We start from the raw sequence: 17,203 nt of genomic DNA, 5'->3' as shown, positions 1-17,203 counted from the left end.
GATCGAGATGAACGCCGAAATCCGTCCGATGCGCACCCCGGCCGAGCAGGGCCTGTCGGGTGAGCTCAAGAACCTGCCGTCGAGCGGCGGCGCGCGCATCGTCGCGCTGCGCGAGGCGGCCGCCAAGGCCTTCAACGACAACGGCCTTCCCCACCGCCGGGTGGAGGAGTGGAAGTACACCGACCTGCGCACGCTGATGCGCGAGGCGCTGCCGATCTCCTCGCCGGCGCAGTCGGCGCAGGTGGAAGCGCATGCGCGCCTGCTGATCGACACCGGCGCGCGCCGCATCGTCGTCGCCAATGGCGCGGTGGTGCCGGAGCTGTCCGACCTTGCCGATCTGGAGCCGGGGCTGACCGTCCAGCCGCTGGCCACCGCGCTGGCGGCCGGCGGCGACCTCATCGCCCGGCTCGGCACGCTGGAGACCGGCCGCTATGACGCGGCGCTGGCTCTCAACACCGCGCTGGCGGCCGACGGCGTGGCGATCTCCGTCGCGCCGGGCGCCGTCATCGAGCGGCCGATCCATGTCGCGCACGTGTTCTCCGGCAAGGCGGCGGCGAGCTTCGCGCGCAACCTCGTCGTGCTCGGCGAGGGGGCCAGCCTCACCTATGCCGAGAGCTTCGAGGGTCCGGAAGGCGTCGCCTATCAGGTGAACAGCGCCACCGAGTTCGTGGTCGCCGACGAGGCGAGCCTCGACCTGGTGCGCGTGCAGGAGGAGGGCGCCAACGCGCTCCACCTGTCGACGCTGCTGTTCGAGGTCGGCAAGGCCGTGAAGCTGAACGCCTTCACCTTCACCTCGGGCGCGGCGGTGACGCGCACCTCGCTCTATGCCCGCCTGAACGGGGCCGACAGCGCGGTGTCGTTCAACGGCGCCATCCTGCTCAAGGGCCGCCAGCACGCGGATTCGACGCTGTTCGTCGATCACCAGACCACGGGCTGCGAGAGCCGCGAGCTGTTCAAGCACGTGCTCGACGACAGCACGCGCGGCGTGTTCCAGGGCAAGATCGTGGTGCGTCAGCCGGCCCAGAAGACCGATGGCCGCATGATGAGCCGCGCGCTGCTGCTCGGCGACGACGCCGAGATGGACAACAAGCCGGAGCTGGAGATCTTCGCCGACGACGTCGCCTGCGGCCATGGTGCCACCTGCGGCGCGATCGACGACGACCTCCTGTTCTATCTGCGCGCCCGCGGCATCCCGCTGAAGGAAGCGCAGAGCCTGCTGGTGCAGGCCTTCGTCGGCGAGGCCATCGAGACGGTCGCCAATGACGAGCTTCGCGACGCGCTGGTCGAGCGCGCCGAGGCGTGGCTGAAGGCGCGGGCCTGATCCCGCCGCATGCCCGACATCGTCGTCCCGGACGCGGCGTGCCGCGATCCGGGATCGGTCTTTCGTGAAGGGCCGATCATCGGCCCGCGATCCCGGATCCCGCGACAGGCGGGCGGGATGACGCCCTCTGGAGGGGCCGCAACATGACCGAGCCGGTCGCATCCCACCCCGCCGTCGCCAACGGCACCTATGACGTCGCGCGCGTGCGGCAGGATTTTCCGATCCTGTCCAAGCTCGTCTATGGCAAGCCGCTGGTCTATCTCGACAACGCGGCCTCGGCGCAGAAGCCGGTCCAGGTGCTGGACCGCATGCGCTACGCCTATGAGAACGAATATTCCAACGTCCATCGCGGCCTGCACTATCTCGCCAATGCGATGACCGAGGCCTATGAGCAGGCGCGCGAGCGCTGCCGCGCCTTCCTCAACGTGCCGACGCTGGAAGAGGTGATCTTCACGCGCTCCGTCACCGGCGCCATCAACCTCGTCGCTTCCTCGCTCGGCCAGTCGATCAAGGAAGGCGACGAGATCGTGCTCTCCATCATGGAGCACCACTCGAACATCGTGCCGTGGAACTATCTGCGCGAGCGCAAGGGTGCGGTGATCAAGTGGGCGCCGGTCACGGAAGACGGCGCCTTCGACCTCGAGGCGTTCAAGGGCCTGCTCACCGAGCGCACCAAGATCGTCGCCGTCACCCACATGTCGAACGTGCTGGGAACGGTGACGCCGATCAAGGAGATCGCCCGCCTCGCCCATGAGGCCGGCGCGGTGGTGGTGGTCGACGGCGCGCAGGCGGCGGTGCACATGCCCGTCGACGTGCAGGACCTCGGCGTCGATTTCTACGGCATCACCGGCCACAAGCTCTACGGGCCGACCGGCATCGGCGTGCTCTACGGCAAGCGGGCGCTCTTGGAAAAGCTGCCTCCCTATGAGGGCGGCGGCGAGATGATCCGCACCGTTACCGAGGACGGCGTCACCTATGGCGAGCCGCCGCACCGCTTCGAGGCCGGCACCCCGCCGATCGTGCAGGCCATCGGCCTCGGCGAGGCGCTGGTCTATATGGAGAGCCTCGGCCGCGAGCGCATCGCCGCGCACGAGGCCTCGCTCGGCGCCTATGCCCGGCAGCGGCTCTCGGCGATCAACTCGGTGCAGATCTATGGCGATGCGCCGGGCAAGGGGGCGATCTTTGCCTTCGACGTGAAGGGCGCGCATCCGCACGACATCGCCACCATCATCGACCGCGCCGGTGTGGCGGTCCGCGCCGGCACCCATTGCGCAATGCCGCTTCTGGCGCGATATGGTGTAACAGCGACGTGCCGGGCGTCGTTCGCGCTGTACAACACCCATGAGGAAGTCGACCGTCTGGCCGACGCCCTCGTCAAGGCTCAGGACCTGTTCGCATGAGCGACACTGCATCCACCGACGCGCCGAACATGCCGGCCATCGAATCGACGATCCCGCAGGAGGAGCTGGACCGGCTGACCGACGACATCGTCGCGGCGCTGAAGACGGTCTACGATCCGGAGATCCCGGTCGACATCTACGAGCTCGGCCTGATCTACAAGGTCGACATCGCCGACGACCGGCAGGTCATGGTCGACATGACGCTGACCACGCCGAATTGTCCCTCCGCCGCCGAGCTTCCCGGCATGGTGGAAGGCGCGGTGGCGAGCGTCGGCGGCGTCTCCGGCGTCAATGTCAATCTCACCTTCGATCCGCCCTGGGACCAGGGCCGGATGTCGGAAGAGGCGCGGCTCGCCCTCAATCTGTGGTGAGCGCCGGACGGGAGTGACGCCATGGCGGCCGAGGCGGTCGCGAACGGCGCGGCACCGCCGCTCTCCGGCGTGCTGGAGACCGGCCTCTATGTCGACGACATCGCGCGGGCGCGCGCCTTCTACGAGGGCGTGCTCGGCCTGAAGCCGATGGTCGCCGACGAGCGCTTCTGTGCGTACAATGCCGGGCCGGCGAGCGTGCTGCTGCTGTTCAAGCGCGGCTATACGCGCACGCCGGTCGAGGTACCCGGCGGCACCATCCCGCCGCATGACGGGCAGGGGTCGCTGCATTACGCCCTCGCCATTCCCGGTGCGGCGCTGGAGGCCTGGATCGGGCATCTGGAGCGGGCAGGGGTGCCGGTAGAAGGCCGGGTCGACTGGAAGAATGGCGGCGTGAGCCTCTATTTCCGCGACCCGGACCGCCATCTCGTCGAACTGGCGACGCCCGGCCTGTGGCCGAACTACTGAGGGTGCGCGGCCGGCCACGCATGTGACACATGGCGGGCGTGCAGGCGGATGGGCTTGCCTGCCGCGTCCTGATACCCCATTTTCTACGTGCCGATCCGCCGGCCTTGAACCGGCGTCGAGTTGGAGACGACATTATGGCCGACATCCGTTCCCGCCCCCCCGTCATGCGCCTCACCGAGGCCGCCGCTGCCCGCGTGCGTTCGCTCATGGAGCGTTCGGACAGCAAGGGGGCCGGCCTGCGCGTCGGCATCAAGAATGGCGGCTGCGCCGGCATGGAATACACGATGGAGTTCGCCGAGGAGGCGGGCCGCTTCGACGAGATCATCGAGGACAAGGGCGCGCGGGTGTTGATCGACCCGAAGGCGATCCTGTACCTGCTCGGCACCGAGATGGACTACAAGATCGACAAGATGTCGGCGCAGTTCGTGTTCAACAACCCGAACCAGACCTCGGCCTGCGGCTGCGGCGAATCCGTCGCCATCACCCCGGCAAAGCCCGAGGCAACCGGCGCCAGCGCCTGAGATCGCCGGTGGACGCCGAGACCGTCGAGGATCTGCTGGCGTCCTTCGGCCCCGTGCGTCTCAAGCGCATGTTCAGCGGGCTCGGCGTGTTCGCCGACGGGCTGATGATGGCCATCGTCATCGACGGCACCCTCTATTTCAAGGCGGATGACGCTCTCGCGGAGAGCCTGGCGGCGCAGGGTTCCGCGCCCTTCACCTATGATCGGCGCGGCCGGCGGGTGGCGCTCGGCTACTGGTCGGCGCCGGAAGCGGCGCTCGACGATGCCGAGGAACTGGCGGAGATCGCCCGCGCCGCCCTCGCGGTGGCGCGCCGGGCGCCGGCGAGGAAAACGCGAGCGAGGCGGCCGGCAGCTCCGACCAATTGATGGCACCGCGCGGTGGTCGGGTGGTGAACCCTCGGCGCCGTTGCCCGTTACCCCTGTGACACAGACAGGGACAACGGCATGGATCTCGACCGCATCGACCTCGAAAACCTCGGCAATCTCTTTGTCCTCTACGGACTGAACATCCTCTATGCGCTCGGCCTGATCGTCGTCGGGTGGTGGCTCGCCAGCTTCGTCGAGCGGCTGGTGCTACGGGCGGTCGGCGTCGCCCGGCGAGTGGATCCCACGGTGGCCGGCTTTCTCGGCAGCATCGCCCGCTATACCGTGCTGGTCTTCGTCGGCGTCGCCGTGTTGCAGCGCTTCGGCATCCAGACCACCAGCATCATCGCCGTGCTGGGCGCGACCTCGCTCGCCATCGGCCTTGCCCTGCAGGGCACGCTGTCCAATTTGGCCGCGGGGGTGATGCTGCTGCTGTTCCGCCCGTTCAAGCTCGGCGACAGCGTCGAGGTGGCGGGCGTTGCCGGCACGGTGAAGGGATTGTCGCTGTTCACCACCGAGCTGGCCTCGGGCACCAATGTCCAGGTGCTGATCCCCAACGCCAAGGTGTGGGGCTCGAACATCGTCAACAACTCGGCCTATGCCCAGCGCCAGCTGGCGCTGACGCTGGAACTGCCGGGCGCCACCGATGCCGAGGCAGCGATGGCGACGGCGGTGGAGGTGCTGAAGGAGGATACGCGGGTCTTGTCCAGCCCCGGACCGTCGGCGGCGGTGTCGAAGCTGTTGCTCGACCGGGTGGAGATCACCGTGGCGGCCTGGACCAATGCCGGCGAGGAGGGCGCGGTGAAGGCGGCGTTGATCCGGCAGTTGCGGGCGAGATTGGCGGCGGAAGCCTCCGCCGCCTGAGGTGAGGGCGCGTCAGCTGGCCTTGACGCGCACCGGGCGCAGCAGGAAGGCCGGCAGATGCGAGGTGTCGGCCGGCTCGTCCTGATAGGACGGGCGGCGGTCCTCGCCACGGCGCACCGAGGTCGGGGTGACCGGCGCGCGGGCCGGGGCCTTGGGCTCGGGCGAGCGCCCGGCCGGTGCCCGATCGGCGGACTTCTGCGGTGCCGGGCGGGCGGCGACCGGCGCGGGTGCCTCCACGGCGGCTTCAGCTTCGAGCGCCGGAGCGGCACCGTCGCGACGCCGGGCCGGGCGGGCACCACGACGCTCGCCGCTCTCCTCGCCACGGCGTTCGCCGCTACGCTCGCGGCGTTCGCCGCCACGTTCGCTGCGTTCGCCGTCGCGGCCGCCACGTCCAGAGGCGGAACGCTTCTCGCGCGGCGGGGCCTCGCCGAGCTTGTCGCCCTGCCAGTCGATCGAGCGGCCGATCAGCTTCTCGATCGCAGCGAGCGACTTCTCGTCGGCATGGGTGACGATGGTGAAGGCGGCGCCAGTGCGGCCAGCGCGGCCGGTGCGGCCGATGCGGTGCACGTAATCTTCGGCGTGGTGCGGCGTGTCATAGTTGAACACGTGGCTCACGGCGGGGATGTCGAGGCCGCGGGCGGCGACATCGGAGGCGACCAGCAGGTTGGCCTCGCCGGTGCGGAACTGGTCGAGCGCCTGCATGCGCGAGCGCTGGTCCATGTCGCCATGCAGGCAGACCGCCTTGTAGCCATGCTTCAGCAGCGACTTGTGCACCACCGCGACTTCGCTCTTGCGGTTGCAGAAGATGATGGCGTTCTGCAGGTTCTCGGCATTGTCGATGAGACGGCGCAGCGTATCGCGCTTCTCGTAGTCTTCCTTGCTGCTCGCCACCAGCATCTGGGTGATGGTCGAGGCGGTGGAGGACGGCCGCGAGGCTTCCACCTGCACGGGATTGGAGAGGAACTGCGCGACGAGGCGCTGGATCTCCGGCGGCATGGTCGCCGAGAAGAACAGCGTCTGCCGGGTGAACGGCACCAGCTTGCAGACGCGCTCGATATCCGGGATGAAGCCCATGTCGAGCATGCGGTCGGCCTCGTCGATGACGAGGATCTCGATGCCCGACAGCAGCAGCCGCCCGCGCTCGACATGGTCGAGCAGACGGCCCGGCGTGGCGATCAGCACGTCGACGCCGCGCACCAGCTTGGCGTCCTGGTCGCCGAAGGAGACGCCGCCAATCAGCAGGGCGACGTTCAGCTTGTGGTTCTTGCCGTAGCGCGTGAAGTTCTCCTCGACCTGCGCCGCGAGTTCGCGCGTCGGCTCAAGGATCAGCGTGCGCGGCATGCGCGCCCGAGCCCGGCCCTGCTCCAGCAAGGTCAGCATCGGCAGGGTGAAGGCCGCGGTCTTGCCGGTGCCGGTCTGGGCGAGGCCCAGCACATCGCGGCGGGCGAGCACATGAGGAATGGCCTGCGCCTGGATCGGCGTCGGTTCCGTGTAACCCGTATCGGCGACGGCCGAGAGCACCTTGTCGCTCAGGCCCAGTTCGTTGAAAGGCATCGAGGGTCAATTCTGCGGCAGCGCACCGCTCACCCTGGCATCCCCCGAGCCGTAACCGGGGACGGGCTGCATCGTCATCGCGCGGAGCGCATCGGTCGGATTGGGTCAGACGATGCAGCGCAACATAGGCATAATGGTCCGGAAGTCAATGCTTTTCAGGCTCTTCAAGGGGTTGGGGCGACAAAACGCGCATTTGTGTGATAGGGGCGCATAGATGATCGTGTCGCCCTCCATGATCTAGGCCGCCGGAGTTCTTGATGTCGCCCTGTCGCAACATGCCGAGAGAGTGCAGTCCCGCTCTGCCGGCGCGGTCGGGCGGCCGGCATCGGAGGGCGCCATGAGCCGTGCCTTCGTCAAGGAGGATGGCGGCGCCGAGACGCTGCCCGACCGTCCGCTCAGCCCCCATCGCAACCTCGTCACCCGGCGCGGCCTCGCCTTGATCGAGGCCGAGGTCGCCCGCCATCGCGAGGCGCTCGCCGCCGCCGGCGCAGGGGGCGAGCGCGATGCCGTCGCGCGGGCCTCGCGCGAGCTGCGCTACTGGAGCGCACGGCGCGCCAATGCCGAGCCGGTCGATCCGCCGGCGCAGGGCGAGGCCATCACCTTCGGCATGGCGGTGACGCTCGAGGCCGCCAATGGCGGGCGCCGCACCTTCCGCATCGTCGGCGAGGACGAGGCCGAGCCGCGGGAGGGCCGCATCGCCTGGGTCTCGCCGGTGGCGCGGGCGCTGATGGGCAAATGGATCGGCGATGAGATCGAGATGCCGGCCGGCACCATGGACATCGTCGCCGTCGACGTGGCGCCGGAAACCCTTGGGAACTGACATGCTGATCTCGCCGGAAACCTTGCTGGTCTTCGCGCCGGCCGCGCTGATGCTGAACCTGACCCCTGGCAACGACATGCTGTTCTGCCTCGGGCAGGGCATGAAGTCCGGCCCCGGCGCCGGGCTGGCGGCCAGCCTCGGCATCACCGCCGGCGGCTTCATCCATACGATCGCCGCTGCGCTGGGGCTGGCGGCGCTGCTGGCGGCGCATCCCGCCGCCTTCGAGGCGATACGCTGGGTGGGCGTCGCCTATCTGGTCTGGCTGGCGATCAAGGCCTTCACCGCGGCGGGGCCCATCGCCGGCACGGCGAATGCCCGGCGCGGCACGGCCGGGGCGGCGTTCCGGCAGGCGGTGCTGGTGAACCTCGCCAATCCGAAGATCATCGTCTTCGTGCTGGCCTTCCTGCCGCAATTCGTCGATCCCGCGCGCGGCTCGCCCTTCGCGCAGTTCCTGCTGCTGGGGACGATCCTCAATGTCGGCGGCATGATCGTGAACGGCCTCGTCGGCGGCTTTGCCGGCGCCGTGGGTCGCTGGCTGTCGCACCGCGCCGGTTTCGCGCGATGGTTCCAGCGCGCCACCGGGGTGATCTTCCTCGGCCTCGCCGCGCGGATCGCCTTCGAGCGGCGCTAGAATCCGCGATGCCGCGTGCTCACAGCATGATCAGTCCGCCGTCGACGGCATATTGGCTGCCGGTGACATAGGACGCGTCGTCCGAGAGCAGGAACAGCGCCACGGCGGCAGCTTCCTCGGCGGTCCCGGCGCGGCCGAGCGGTACCTGGTTGACCACGAAGCTCTCGAAGGCGCCGCGCGCCTCCTCGGGCAGGAAATGCCGGAAATTGGTCTCGATCGGGCCGGGCACCAGCACGTTGACCCGGATGCCACGCGGCGCGAGGGCCGAGGCCCATGAGCGCGCCATGGCGACGACCGCTCCCTTGGTGGCGGCGTAGAGGCTGGTCATCGCCGCGCCCTCATAGGTCGAGCTCGACGAGGTGACGACCACCGAGGCGCCGGGCGCCAGCAGCGGCGAGAGCGCGGCGAGCTGCAGCATCGGCCCGCGCACATTGGCGGCCATCATGGCGTCGAAGGCGGGCGCGTCGATCGCTTCCAGAGGGCCGACGGTCGCATAAGCGGCGTTGAGCCACAGGCCATTGAGCGGCGCGAAGCCCTCCAGATATTCCGCGAGCGCCCCGCCGGCGGCCGGATCGGCGGCGTCGTTGTGCAGTATCAGCGAGCCTTCGGGGAGGGCGGCGCGCGCCTCGGCCAGCCGCCCGGCATCGCGCCCGGTGATCGCGACGCGTCCGCCTTCCGTTGCAATGCGCCGGGCGCCGGCGAGCCCCATGCCGCCGCTACCGCCGGTGATGAGCACGTTCTTGCCGGAAAATCGGGACATCGGGGACCTCGTTCCTGTCCAGAATTGTGCCGTGAGACGTCGAGCCGTGACCATCGGGCTGACGGCGGGGACCCGCAGGACCATCCCGCACCTGTTCGCCGGCTGGGGCGTGCAGGACGGGGGCAACCTGCCGAGCGGTCCGCCCGACGACGGTTCGTGCTGCACCGCCGGCCGGGATGGACCAGCCTGCGGCCCACGCCCGCTCGCCTCGAACCGGTCAGCCGGAAATGGGTCGGGCACCACTCGCGTCCATCATGGCAAGGGGTTTCGCCGGGACGGCGTCGACGTGGATGCCGGAATAGCGTGCCGGCCGTCTCCGCCATCCCACTCGCTGCGGCCATTCCACGCCGCCAAGGGTGCATCCGAGGCGAGTCGACGCGCCGTTCAGATATCCAGCAATGCCTCGCTGGCGAAGGCGGCGCGCTCGGAAATGAAGGTGAAGCGGCTTTCCGGCTTGTTGCCCATCAGCCGCTCGATGGCGTCGGCGGTTTCGGCGCGCTCGGCGTCGTCGACGGTGACGCGCAGCAGCGTGCGCGTCTTCCGGCTCATCGTGGTTTCCTTCAGCTGCGCCGGCATCATCTCGCCGAGGCCCTTGAAGCGGCCGATCTCCACCTTGCCGCGGCCGGAGAACTCCTTGGCGAGCAGTTCGTTGCGGTGCGCCTCGTCGCGGGCATAGAGCGTCTTGGCGCCCTGGGTAATGCGGTAGAGCGGCGGCACGGCGAGGAAGAGGTGGCCGTTCTCGATCATCTTCGGCATCTGCCGGAAGAAGAAGGTGACCAGCAGCGAGGCGATGTGCGCACCGTCGACATCGGCGTCAGTCATGATGACCACGCGCTCATAGCGCAGGTCTTCCTCGCGATACTGGGTGCCGGTGCCGCAGCCCAGCGCCTGGATCAGGTCGGCGATCTGCTGGTTCTGGGCGAGCTTGTCGCGCCCGGCGCTGGCGACGTTGAGGATCTTGCCGCGCAGCGGTAGCACAGCCTGGGTCTGGCGCTCGCGCGCCTGCTTGGCCGAGCCGCCGGCCGAATCGCCCTCGACGATGAACAGCTCGGAACCGGCCGCCGAATTGTTGGAGCAGTCGGCGAGCTTGCCGGGCAGGCGCAATTTGCGCACCGCGCTCTTGCGGGAGATTTCCTTTTCCTGCCGGCGCCGCAGCCGTTCCTCGGCGCGCTCGATCACGAAGTCGAGCAGCCGGTTCGCCTGCACCGGGTTGCCGCCGAGCCAGTGGTCGAACGGGTCGCGGATCGCCTGCTCGACGATGCGGGCGGCTTCGGCGGTGGCGAGCTTTTCCTTGGTCTGTCCCTGGAATTCCGGCTCGCGCACGAACACCGACAGCATCGCCGCGCAGCCGGCCATGATGTCGTCGGAGGTGATGGAACTCGCCCGCTTGGCACTGCCGGTGCGCTCGGCATGGTCGCGCAGGCCGCGCAGCAGGGCGGAGCGGAAGCCGGCCTCGTGGGTGCCGCCCTCGGCGGTGGGGATGGTGTTGCAATAGGAGGAGACCGCGCCGTCGGCATCGGCCAGCCAGGCCACCGCCCATTCCGCCGAGCCGTGGCCGCCGGGCCGCGAGGTCTTGCCGGAGAAGATCTCCGGATGCACCAGCGTGTTGCCGGCGATGTCGGCGGCGAGATAGTCCTTCAGTCCGCCGGGGAAGCGGAACACCGCCTCGGCCGGCACATCGGTGCCGGCGACGAGCGAGGCATCGCAGTTCCAGCGGATTTCGACGCCGCCGAACAGATAGGCCTTGGAACGGGCCATCTTGAACACGCGCGCGGGCTTGAACTTCGCCTCAGGGCCGAAGATCTGCGGATCGGGATGGAAACGCACCCGCGTGCCGCGCCGGTTCAGTACCCGGCCGACCTCGGCGAGCGGGCCCTGCGGCAGGCCGCGTGAATAGGTCTGGCGGTACAGCGTCTGGCCGCGCGCCACCTCGATCTCCAGCACGTCGGAGAGCGCGTTCACCACCGAGACGCCGACGCCGTGGAGGCCGCCGGAGGTCTCGTAGACCTTCGAATCGAACTTGCCGCCGGCGTGCAGCGTGGTGAGGATCACCTCCAGCGCCGACTTGCCGGGGAACTTCGGATGATTCTCGATCGGAATGCCGCGGCCATTGTCGGTGACGGTGAGGAAGCCATCGGCGGTCAGTTCGACATCGATGAAGCTGGCATGGCCGGCCACCGCTTCGTCCATCGAATTGTCGATCACCTCGGCGAAGAGGTGGTGCAGCGCCTTCTCGTCGGTGCCGCCGATATACATGCCCGGCCGGCGGCGTACCGGCTCCAGCCCCTCCAGCACCTCGATATGCGCGGCGGTGTAGGCGCTCTCCGCGCCGGTCGGCTGAGCGGCGGCCCGGACCGGCTTGGCAGCGGCGGGGCGCGGCGCCTCGGGCATGGCATCGAACAGGGACGGCTTCGGATCGGACATAGGACGGGTGAGGCTTTCGCTGGCGGGCAATTCAGGATCGCCCCATTACACCACATTATGCCAGTGTGAGTCATAGGCGTGAACGTTTCGTGAACGAAAACCCGCCGGGCGTGACTTATTTGCCGAGCCGCCGTCGATTGGCGCGCACCTTGCGGCCATAGAGCTTCACGATTTCCGGCCCCACCCGGTCGAGCCGGCCCGAGGCGGCGGCTTGGGCCAGCCGGGCATTGGCCTCGCCCATCGCCAGCATCTTCTCTGCCACCATCCTCGTCGCCTCGACGCCGGCGGTAAGATCGCCCTTCGCCAGCAGATGCAGGCGTTCGGCGACGACGACCTGCGCGTCGAGTCCGAGCCGGGCCATGTTCATGCCAAGCGAGAGGAGAGCGAAGGGATAGGTCATTGCGGGGCTCCTTACTGGCCCGTGACGGGCAGCGGGAAGGCAATACCAAGATGGGCGCCTTCGTTCCCGTCATATGGCGCACGGCAGCCCTGCGCAAACGCGGCGGCTGCGCCGGGGGCCGCCGTCTTCCGTCCGTCGCGCAACGGGTGTAAGTGCGCGGGCTCGGCGCATGCTCGCCGACAGACGGTTAACAATAGCTTGCACCCTCTTCAGGGAGACGGACGATGACGGAGACGAAGGCGCGGATCGCCATACTCGGGGCCTCGGGCTACACCGGCTCGGAACTGGTGCGCCTGCTCGCCCGCCATCCGCGTGTCGAGATCGTCGCCCTCACCGCCGACCGCAAGGCCGGCCAGTCGATGGCCGACGTCTTCCCGCAATTCGGCAAGCTCGCTCTGCCCAAGCTCGTCACCATCGACGAAGTGGCGTGGTCGAACGTCGATCTCGCCTTCTGCGCCTTGCCGCATGGCACCACGCAGCAGGTGATCAAGCGGGTGTTCGAGGCCGCGCCGCACATCAAGATGGTCGACCTGTCGGCGGATTTCCGCCTGCGCGATCCCGGCGCCTATGAGCAGTGGTACGGCCACGCGCATCAGGCACTGGAGCTGCAGCAGGAAGCGGTGTACGGCCTCGTCGAGCTCTATCGCGACGACATCCGCAAGGCGCGGCTGATCGCCAATCCCGGCTGCTACACCACCACCGCCATCCTGCCGGTGGTGCCGCTGATCGAGGCGGGCGCCATCGAGCCGGAGGGCCTCGTCGTCGACGCCAAGAGCGGCGTCACCGGCGCCGGCCGCTCGGCCAAGGAGAACCTGCTGTTCACCGAGGTGACCGACGGCATGCACGCCTATGGCGTCGGCCATCACCGGCACATGGCGGAGCTCGACCAGGAATATTCCAAGGCCGCCGGCCGCTCGATCGTGCCGAGCTTTACCCCGCATCTCATCCCGATGAGCCGCGGCATCTACGCGACGATCTATGCCACCACCGGCGCCGGCGTCGGCGCCGCCGACGTGCATCGCGTGCTGTCGGAGTTCTACGCGAATGAGCCCTTCGTGCACGTGCTGCCGCTCGGCCAGGTGCCGCAGACGCGCTTCGTGAAGGGGTCGAACCTGATCGTCATGGGCGTGATCGCCGACCGCCAGCCCGGCCGGGTGATCCTGATCTCCACCACCGACAACCTCGTCAAGGGTGCGTCGGGCCAGGCGGTGCAGAACATGAACCTCGTGCTCGGCTTCCCCGAGACGCTGGGGCTGGAGCAGCTGCCGCTGTTCCCCTGAGCCGTCGAGAGCTCTTCCGGCGTGCCGGGAGAGCGGAATACTACCAATTGCAACTTTGGTATAATGGTGCGCTCCATGGGCGGCTTTCAGCCCATGGAGTCCGTCATGACTACTTCGTCTGTCGTGTCTCGCCGTAAGTTGTTCGGGACGTTGGCCTGCGGCTGCGTCGCCGCGACCGGGCTCGGATCGTCCCCAGTCTTGGCGGCGTCTCCCGTCACGAAGACCAGCCTGTCCGCCGACGAGGCGCTGGCCAAGCTGAAGGCCGGCAATGCTGCCTTTGTCGCCGGCGGCGCCTGCACCCCGGCCGGCGGGCCGGTGCCGATCAGCACGCTGAGCGCCGGCCAGGCGCCCTTCGCCGTGGTGCTCGGCTGCTCGGATTCGCGCACCCCGCCGGAGCATGTCTTCACCACCGGGTTGGGCGAGTTGTTCATCATCCGCGTCGCCGGCAACACGGCCGACGTCACCGCCATCGGCTCCATCGAATATGCGGTGGCGGTGCTCGGCGCGCCGCTCGTCGTGGTGATGGGGCACAGCCAGTGCGGCGCGGTGGAGGCGGCGGTCGACGTGGCTTCCGCCGGCACGCGCTTCCCGGGCTTCATCGGCGACATGGTGCAGCCGATCGTGCCGGCCGTGCTGCGGGCCCGCCGCGAGGGGCATACGGAGCTGGCCGACGCCATCCGCACTAATGTCGGGGAGGTGAGCGACCACATCGCCACGGCCAGCGAGATCGTGGCGGAGGCCATCGCCGCGAAGAAGCTGCGCGTGGTCGGCGGCGTCTACGATCTCGCGAGCGGCAAGGTCGATTTTCTCGCCTGATCGCGCGCTCAGGGCGCCGGGCGTGCCGCGTAGCTCGGCGCCAGCGTCGCGCCGTCCCATCGCCAGCTGGCCCAGCAGGCGGCGCCGGGCGCGGTGTCCTTGCACTGGCTGCGGTCGACCCAGAGGTCGAGTTCGGTCTGCTTGGCGCCCTGGACCAGCGTCGGGCGGCCGCCGCGCAGCTTCAGCGGCGCGTAGCCGGTGCTCGACAGGCTCACCGAGATGTCGCAGCCATTGTTCGAGCAATAGGCGGTGGCGGCGCCGTCGCAGCGCAGGTTCTGGCTGTTGAGCACGTAGTCCGGCCGGCCGTCATGGTCGAGGTCGGCGCTCATCGTGTCCGGCGAGGCATTGCCCTGCAGAACGCCGCCGAAGTCGCGGCATTGCGCGTAGAAATTGCCGATCTCGTTCATTACCGGCTGCGGCAGGGGCGGGGCATCGACGGCAGAGGGCGTGTCGGCCTGCCGGGTGAGGTCGACGATGGTCGCGGCGACCTGCTGCTTCAGAGCGATGTTGCGCTGGCGGTAGAGCGGGGTGAGGCAGGCGACGGTCCCGCCGCATTTCGCCCGCGCGTCGAGGAAGGCGCGGGCGTCGTCGCGCCGGTTGCCATTGGCGCCCATCATCAGCTGGAAGCGGCTATAGCTGAACCACAGGCCGCCCATCTCGCTGTCGAGGGCCGAGAGGGTCGGATCGGCGCAGACGGCGCGCTCGTCCGGCGTCTGCGCCTTGCCGCAATCGAAGCTCGCCGCGCCGGCGGGCGTCACGCCCAATCCGGCGCCCGGTAGAAGACCAAGCATGGCCATGAAGCCGAGCGCGCAGCCGGAGGCGGCCCGTCTCACGTCTTCACCTTCACATAGCTGCCCGGTGCATCCTCGATCGGGTCGAACACGTTGCCGCCCGGCGGACGCGCCGGCACCCGCTCGGGGCCTTGCGCTTCCAGCCAGGCGAGCCAGTCCGGCCACCAGGAGCCGGGATGCATCTCGGCGGTGGCGATCCAGTCCTCGAGGCTGCCGGACGTCGCGTCGCCGGTCCAGTACTGGTACTTGGCGCGGGCCGGCGGGTTGATCACCCCGGCGATGTGGCCCGATCCCGCCAGCACGAAGCGCGCCCGCGTGCCGAACAGCTGCAACCCGTTGAACACCGAGATCGCCGGGGCGATGTGGTCCTCGCGCGTCGCCAGGCTGTAGGTCGGGATCGACACCTTGCCGAGGTCGAGCCGATGGCCGGCCAGCGTCAGGTTGCCGGTGGCGAATTTGTTGTCCAGGTAGCAGTTGCGCAGGTAGAAGGAGTGGTTCGCCCGCGGCAGCCGGGTCGAATCCGAATTCCAGTACAGGATGTCGAACGGGAACGGCGCCTGCCCCTTCAGGTAGTTGTTCACCACATAGGGCCAGATCAGGTCGTTGGCGCGCAGCATGTTGAAGGCGTTGGCCATCACCCTGCCGTCCATGATGCCGGATTCCAGCATCCGCCGCTCCAGCACCGCCACCTGCTCCTCGTCGATGAACACCTTGAGGTCGCCGGCCTGGGCGAAGTCCACCTGGGTGGTGAAGTAGGTGGCGGAGCGCACGCCGACATCGCGACCGGCGGCGGCGAGCCAGGCCAGGGTCATGGCGAGCATGGTGCCGCCGACGCAATAGCCGACGGCATGCACTTCCTCGACGTCGGCCGCCTGCTTGGCGACCTCGATCGCCGACAGCACGCCGGAATGCATGTAGTCCTCGAACCCCTTGTCGGCGAGCGCCGGCGAGGGGTTGATCCAGGAGACGATGAACACCGTCAGCCCTTGGTCCACCGCCCAGCGGACGAAGGATTTCTCCGGGTTGAGGTCCAGCACGTAGAACTTGTTGATCCAGGGCGGCACGATCACCACCGGCACCTTCAGCGCCGTCTCGGTGGTGGGGCTGTACTGGATGAGCTGCATCAGCTCGTTCTGGAAGATCACCTTGCCGGGGGTGACGGCTAGGTTCTCGCCCACCTTGAACTTGGAGGCGTCGGTCTGGCGGATCTTCAGCTCGCCGTCGCCGGCCTCGATGTCCTCGGCCAGCATCTTCATGCCGCGCACCAGATTCTCGCCATTGGAGGCGAAAGTGGCGCGCAGCAGCTCGGGATTGGTGAAGACGAAGTTCGACGGCGACACCGCGCTGGCGATCTGCCGCACGTAGAACTCGGCCTTGTGCTTGGTGTGCGTGTCGATCTCGGCGTCCTCGACCAGCTTCTCCGCCCAGTTGGCGGTGAGCAGGTAGGTCTGCTTCAGCGCGTCGAAGAACGGGTTGGTGGTCCATTCCGGATCGACGAAGCGCCCGTCGCGCGCCGGCGGCCGGGCGATGGGGGCCACCTCCTCGCCGGAGAGCCGCTTGAGGGTCGAGGACCACAGCGCCAGATAGCCGCCGATCAGCCGCGACTGCACGTCGACGGTACGCTGCGGGTCGGTCAGCCAGTATTCGGCGACATGGCCGAGCGTCTTCATGACGTCGGCGACCTCCTCGGCGATGTCGTCCTTCACCCGGCCTTCCTCGCGCGGGCGCAGATAGGCGGCCATGGCCTTGCCGCCCTCCTCGACGAGGCGGGCGAGGTTGCCGGCGAAGGCCTCGAAGTCGACCGGGCCGGGCGCGGGCGGCTCCGGACGATCCGCCGCACGTGCCGCCGCCGCCGGGGGGGCCGGGGGCGGGGCGGGCTGCGGCGGCTCGGGCGTCCGGGCGGGGCTTTCGGGCTCCGGCCGCCGGGCGAGGCGCGCATGGCTCAGCGACGGGCGGGTCTGTGCCGTCCGGCGCGGCCGGGGCAGGGGAGTGGGCGCGACCGGCGCGATGGCCTCGGCCACGGTCTTGCCGGCGGCCGGGGCGGAGGCGCGCGACTTGGTCGCAGCAGTTTTGGTCGCCGCGGTTTTGGTCGCAGCAGGCTTGGGTGCGGCCGGCTTGGGTGCGGCGGACTTGGGCGCCGAATTCTTGCGTGCGGGGTCCTTGGCTTCGACGCTCTTGGATGCCGATCCCCTGGGCGCGGGGCTTTCGGCCGCCGACCCCTTGGATGCTGCCGCGCCGCGCGCCTTCGATCCCGTCCGTGCCGCCTTGGGCGCCACCGTCTCGGCGGGCGCGGCTGCGGCCGGGGTGGACGTGCGCGCGGCAGCTTCAGCCGTCGCAGTCTTCGCCGTGACGGCAGTCTTGCCACTGCGCCGCGCGGCTCTGCCGCCACCCTCGGCCTCCGGCTGGTCGCCGCTCGCCGCGCC

General features: G+C 69.1%; 17 protein-coding genes. 11 read left to right on the top strand and 6 right to left on the bottom strand.

What is annotated here, in order from left to right; genetic code table 11:
- Positions 1–7: 7 nt before the first annotated feature.
- The 7 genes from sufD to KHC28_RS21945 all read left to right on the top strand — a co-directional run bounded on the left by sufD (position 8) and on the right by KHC28_RS21945 (position 5,304).
- Positions 8–1,321: a Fe-S cluster assembly protein SufD gene (gene sufD, locus KHC28_RS21975; protein ID WP_214010498.1), complete on the top strand. Its 1,314-nt coding sequence runs from the start codon at positions 8–10 to the stop codon at positions 1,319–1,321.
- 143 nt (positions 1,322–1,464) lie between these two features.
- Positions 1,465–2,721: a cysteine desulfurase gene (locus tag KHC28_RS21970; RefSeq protein WP_214010497.1), complete on the top strand. Its 1,257-nt coding sequence runs from the start codon at positions 1,465–1,467 to the stop codon at positions 2,719–2,721.
- On the top strand, positions 2,718–3,092 hold the full coding sequence (locus tag KHC28_RS21965; RefSeq protein ID WP_214010496.1) for an SUF system Fe-S cluster assembly protein: 375 nt from the start codon (positions 2,718–2,720) through the stop codon (positions 3,090–3,092). Before KHC28_RS21970 ends, KHC28_RS21965 begins: the two co-directional genes overlap by 4 nt.
- A gap of 21 nt (positions 3,093–3,113) precedes the next feature.
- On the top strand, positions 3,114–3,557 hold the full coding sequence (locus KHC28_RS21960; protein WP_214010495.1) for a VOC family protein: 444 nt from the start codon (positions 3,114–3,116) through the stop codon (positions 3,555–3,557).
- Positions 3,558–3,691: 134 nt separating this feature from the next.
- Positions 3,692–4,078 carry a HesB/IscA family protein gene (locus KHC28_RS21955; protein ID WP_246565098.1) on the top strand — a complete coding sequence of 129 codons (387 nt, stop codon included), beginning with the start codon at positions 3,692–3,694 and terminating at the stop codon, positions 4,076–4,078.
- 8 nt (positions 4,079–4,086) lie between these two features.
- Positions 4,087–4,443 carry a TfoX/Sxy family protein gene (locus KHC28_RS21950; RefSeq protein ID WP_214010494.1) on the top strand — a complete coding sequence of 119 codons (357 nt, stop codon included), beginning with the start codon at positions 4,087–4,089 and terminating at the stop codon, positions 4,441–4,443.
- 78 nt (positions 4,444–4,521) lie between these two features.
- A complete protein-coding gene (locus tag KHC28_RS21945; RefSeq protein ID WP_246565097.1) occupies positions 4,522–5,304 on the top strand; it encodes a mechanosensitive ion channel family protein in 783 nt (260 codons plus the stop codon).
- Between the two features lie 12 nt (positions 5,305–5,316).
- Here KHC28_RS21945 and KHC28_RS21940 read toward each other — a convergent pair whose 3' ends face one another.
- Complete coding sequence (locus KHC28_RS21940; RefSeq protein ID WP_214010493.1) at positions 5,317–6,858, bottom strand: DEAD/DEAH box helicase; 1,542 nt, start codon at positions 6,856–6,858, stop codon at positions 5,317–5,319.
- A 337-nt stretch (positions 6,859–7,195) separates the two neighbouring features.
- On the opposite strand from KHC28_RS21940, the gene greA reads away from it, so the two are divergent.
- Both greA and KHC28_RS21930 read left to right on the top strand, forming a co-directional pair.
- Entirely contained in the window at positions 7,196–7,678 is a 483-nt protein-coding gene (gene greA / locus KHC28_RS21935; RefSeq protein ID WP_214010492.1) for a transcription elongation factor GreA, read from the top strand.
- Between the two features lies 1 nt (position 7,679).
- A complete protein-coding gene (locus KHC28_RS21930) occupies positions 7,680–8,309 on the top strand; it encodes a LysE family translocator (RefSeq protein WP_214010491.1) in 630 nt (209 codons plus the stop codon).
- 19 nt (positions 8,310–8,328) lie between these two features.
- Here the strand turns inward: KHC28_RS21930 and KHC28_RS21925 are convergent, their stop codons facing one another.
- The 3 genes from KHC28_RS21925 to KHC28_RS21915 all read right to left on the bottom strand — a co-directional run bounded on the left by KHC28_RS21925 (position 8,329) and on the right by KHC28_RS21915 (position 11,893).
- Positions 8,329–9,069: an SDR family oxidoreductase gene (locus tag KHC28_RS21925; RefSeq protein ID WP_214010490.1), complete on the bottom strand. Its 741-nt coding sequence runs from the start codon at positions 9,067–9,069 to the stop codon at positions 8,329–8,331.
- A gap of 384 nt (positions 9,070–9,453) precedes the next feature.
- Positions 9,454–11,493, bottom strand: a complete 2,040-nt coding sequence (parE, locus tag KHC28_RS21920; protein ID WP_214010489.1) for a DNA topoisomerase IV subunit B — start codon at positions 11,491–11,493, stop codon at positions 9,454–9,456.
- Between the two features lie 115 nt (positions 11,494–11,608).
- On the bottom strand, positions 11,609–11,893 hold the full coding sequence (locus KHC28_RS21915; RefSeq protein ID WP_214010488.1) for a hypothetical protein: 285 nt from the start codon (positions 11,891–11,893) through the stop codon (positions 11,609–11,611).
- Between the two features lie 224 nt (positions 11,894–12,117).
- Here KHC28_RS21915 and argC point away from each other — a divergent pair, with 224 nt between their 5' ends.
- Together argC and KHC28_RS21905 are read left to right on the top strand one after the other, a co-directional pair.
- Positions 12,118–13,173 carry an N-acetyl-gamma-glutamyl-phosphate reductase gene (gene argC / locus KHC28_RS21910; protein ID WP_214010487.1) on the top strand — a complete coding sequence of 352 codons (1,056 nt, stop codon included), beginning with the start codon at positions 12,118–12,120 and terminating at the stop codon, positions 13,171–13,173.
- Positions 13,174–13,371: 198 nt separating this feature from the next.
- A complete protein-coding gene (locus KHC28_RS21905) occupies positions 13,372–13,989 on the top strand; it encodes a carbonic anhydrase (RefSeq protein WP_246565096.1) in 618 nt (205 codons plus the stop codon).
- A gap of 8 nt (positions 13,990–13,997) precedes the next feature.
- Here the strand turns inward: KHC28_RS21905 and KHC28_RS21900 are convergent, their stop codons facing one another.
- Together KHC28_RS21900 and phaC are read right to left on the bottom strand one after the other, a co-directional pair.
- Entirely contained in the window at positions 13,998–14,822 is an 825-nt protein-coding gene (locus KHC28_RS21900) for a lysozyme inhibitor LprI family protein (protein WP_214010485.1), read from the bottom strand.
- On the bottom strand, positions 14,819–16,522 hold the full coding sequence (gene phaC / locus KHC28_RS21895; protein ID WP_214010878.1) for a class I poly(R)-hydroxyalkanoic acid synthase: 1,704 nt from the start codon (positions 16,520–16,522) through the stop codon (positions 14,819–14,821). Before phaC ends, KHC28_RS21900 begins: the two co-directional genes overlap by 4 nt.
- Between the last annotated feature and the right edge of the window lie 681 nt (positions 16,523–17,203).

Source organism: Ancylobacter sonchi (genome assembly GCF_018390695.1).
Lineage (GTDB): Bacteria > Pseudomonadota > Alphaproteobacteria > Rhizobiales > Xanthobacteraceae > Ancylobacter > Ancylobacter sonchi.
The sequence above is the reverse complement of the archived record's forward strand: the minus strand, read 5'-3'. Positions and strand labels throughout refer to the sequence as shown.

Excerpts from the sequence above, each read along its gene's own strand:
- sufD (WP_214010498.1), top strand. The coding sequence starts at position 8 with ATGAACGCCGAAATCCGTCCGATGCGCACCCCGGCCGAGCAGGGCCTG.
- KHC28_RS21970 (WP_214010497.1), top strand. The coding sequence starts at position 1,465 with ATGACCGAGCCGGTCGCATCCCACCCCGCCGTCGCCAACGGCACCTAT.
- parE (WP_214010489.1), bottom strand. The coding sequence starts at position 11,493 with ATGTCCGATCCGAAGCCGTCCCTGTTCGATGCCATGCCCGAGGCGCCG.
- KHC28_RS21930 (WP_214010491.1), top strand. The coding sequence starts at position 7,680 with ATGCTGATCTCGCCGGAAACCTTGCTGGTCTTCGCGCCGGCCGCGCTG.
- KHC28_RS21955 (WP_246565098.1), top strand. The coding sequence starts at position 3,692 with ATGGCCGACATCCGTTCCCGCCCCCCCGTCATGCGCCTCACCGAGGCC.
- argC (WP_214010487.1), top strand. The coding sequence starts at position 12,118 with ATGACGGAGACGAAGGCGCGGATCGCCATACTCGGGGCCTCGGGCTAC.
- KHC28_RS21960 (WP_214010495.1), top strand. The coding sequence starts at position 3,114 with ATGGCGGCCGAGGCGGTCGCGAACGGCGCGGCACCGCCGCTCTCCGGC.
- KHC28_RS21965 (WP_214010496.1), top strand. The coding sequence starts at position 2,718 with ATGAGCGACACTGCATCCACCGACGCGCCGAACATGCCGGCCATCGAA.
- KHC28_RS21945 (WP_246565097.1), top strand. The coding sequence starts at position 4,522 with ATGGATCTCGACCGCATCGACCTCGAAAACCTCGGCAATCTCTTTGTC.
- KHC28_RS21915 (WP_214010488.1), bottom strand. The coding sequence starts at position 11,893 with ATGACCTATCCCTTCGCTCTCCTCTCGCTTGGCATGAACATGGCCCGG.
- KHC28_RS21940 (WP_214010493.1), bottom strand. The coding sequence starts at position 6,858 with ATGCCTTTCAACGAACTGGGCCTGAGCGACAAGGTGCTCTCGGCCGTC.
- greA (WP_214010492.1), top strand. The coding sequence starts at position 7,196 with ATGAGCCGTGCCTTCGTCAAGGAGGATGGCGGCGCCGAGACGCTGCCC.
- KHC28_RS21925 (WP_214010490.1), bottom strand. The coding sequence starts at position 9,069 with ATGTCCCGATTTTCCGGCAAGAACGTGCTCATCACCGGCGGTAGCGGC.
- phaC (WP_214010878.1), bottom strand. The coding sequence starts at position 16,522 with ATGGCCGCCTATCTGCGCCCGCGCGAGGAAGGCCGGGTGAAGGACGAC.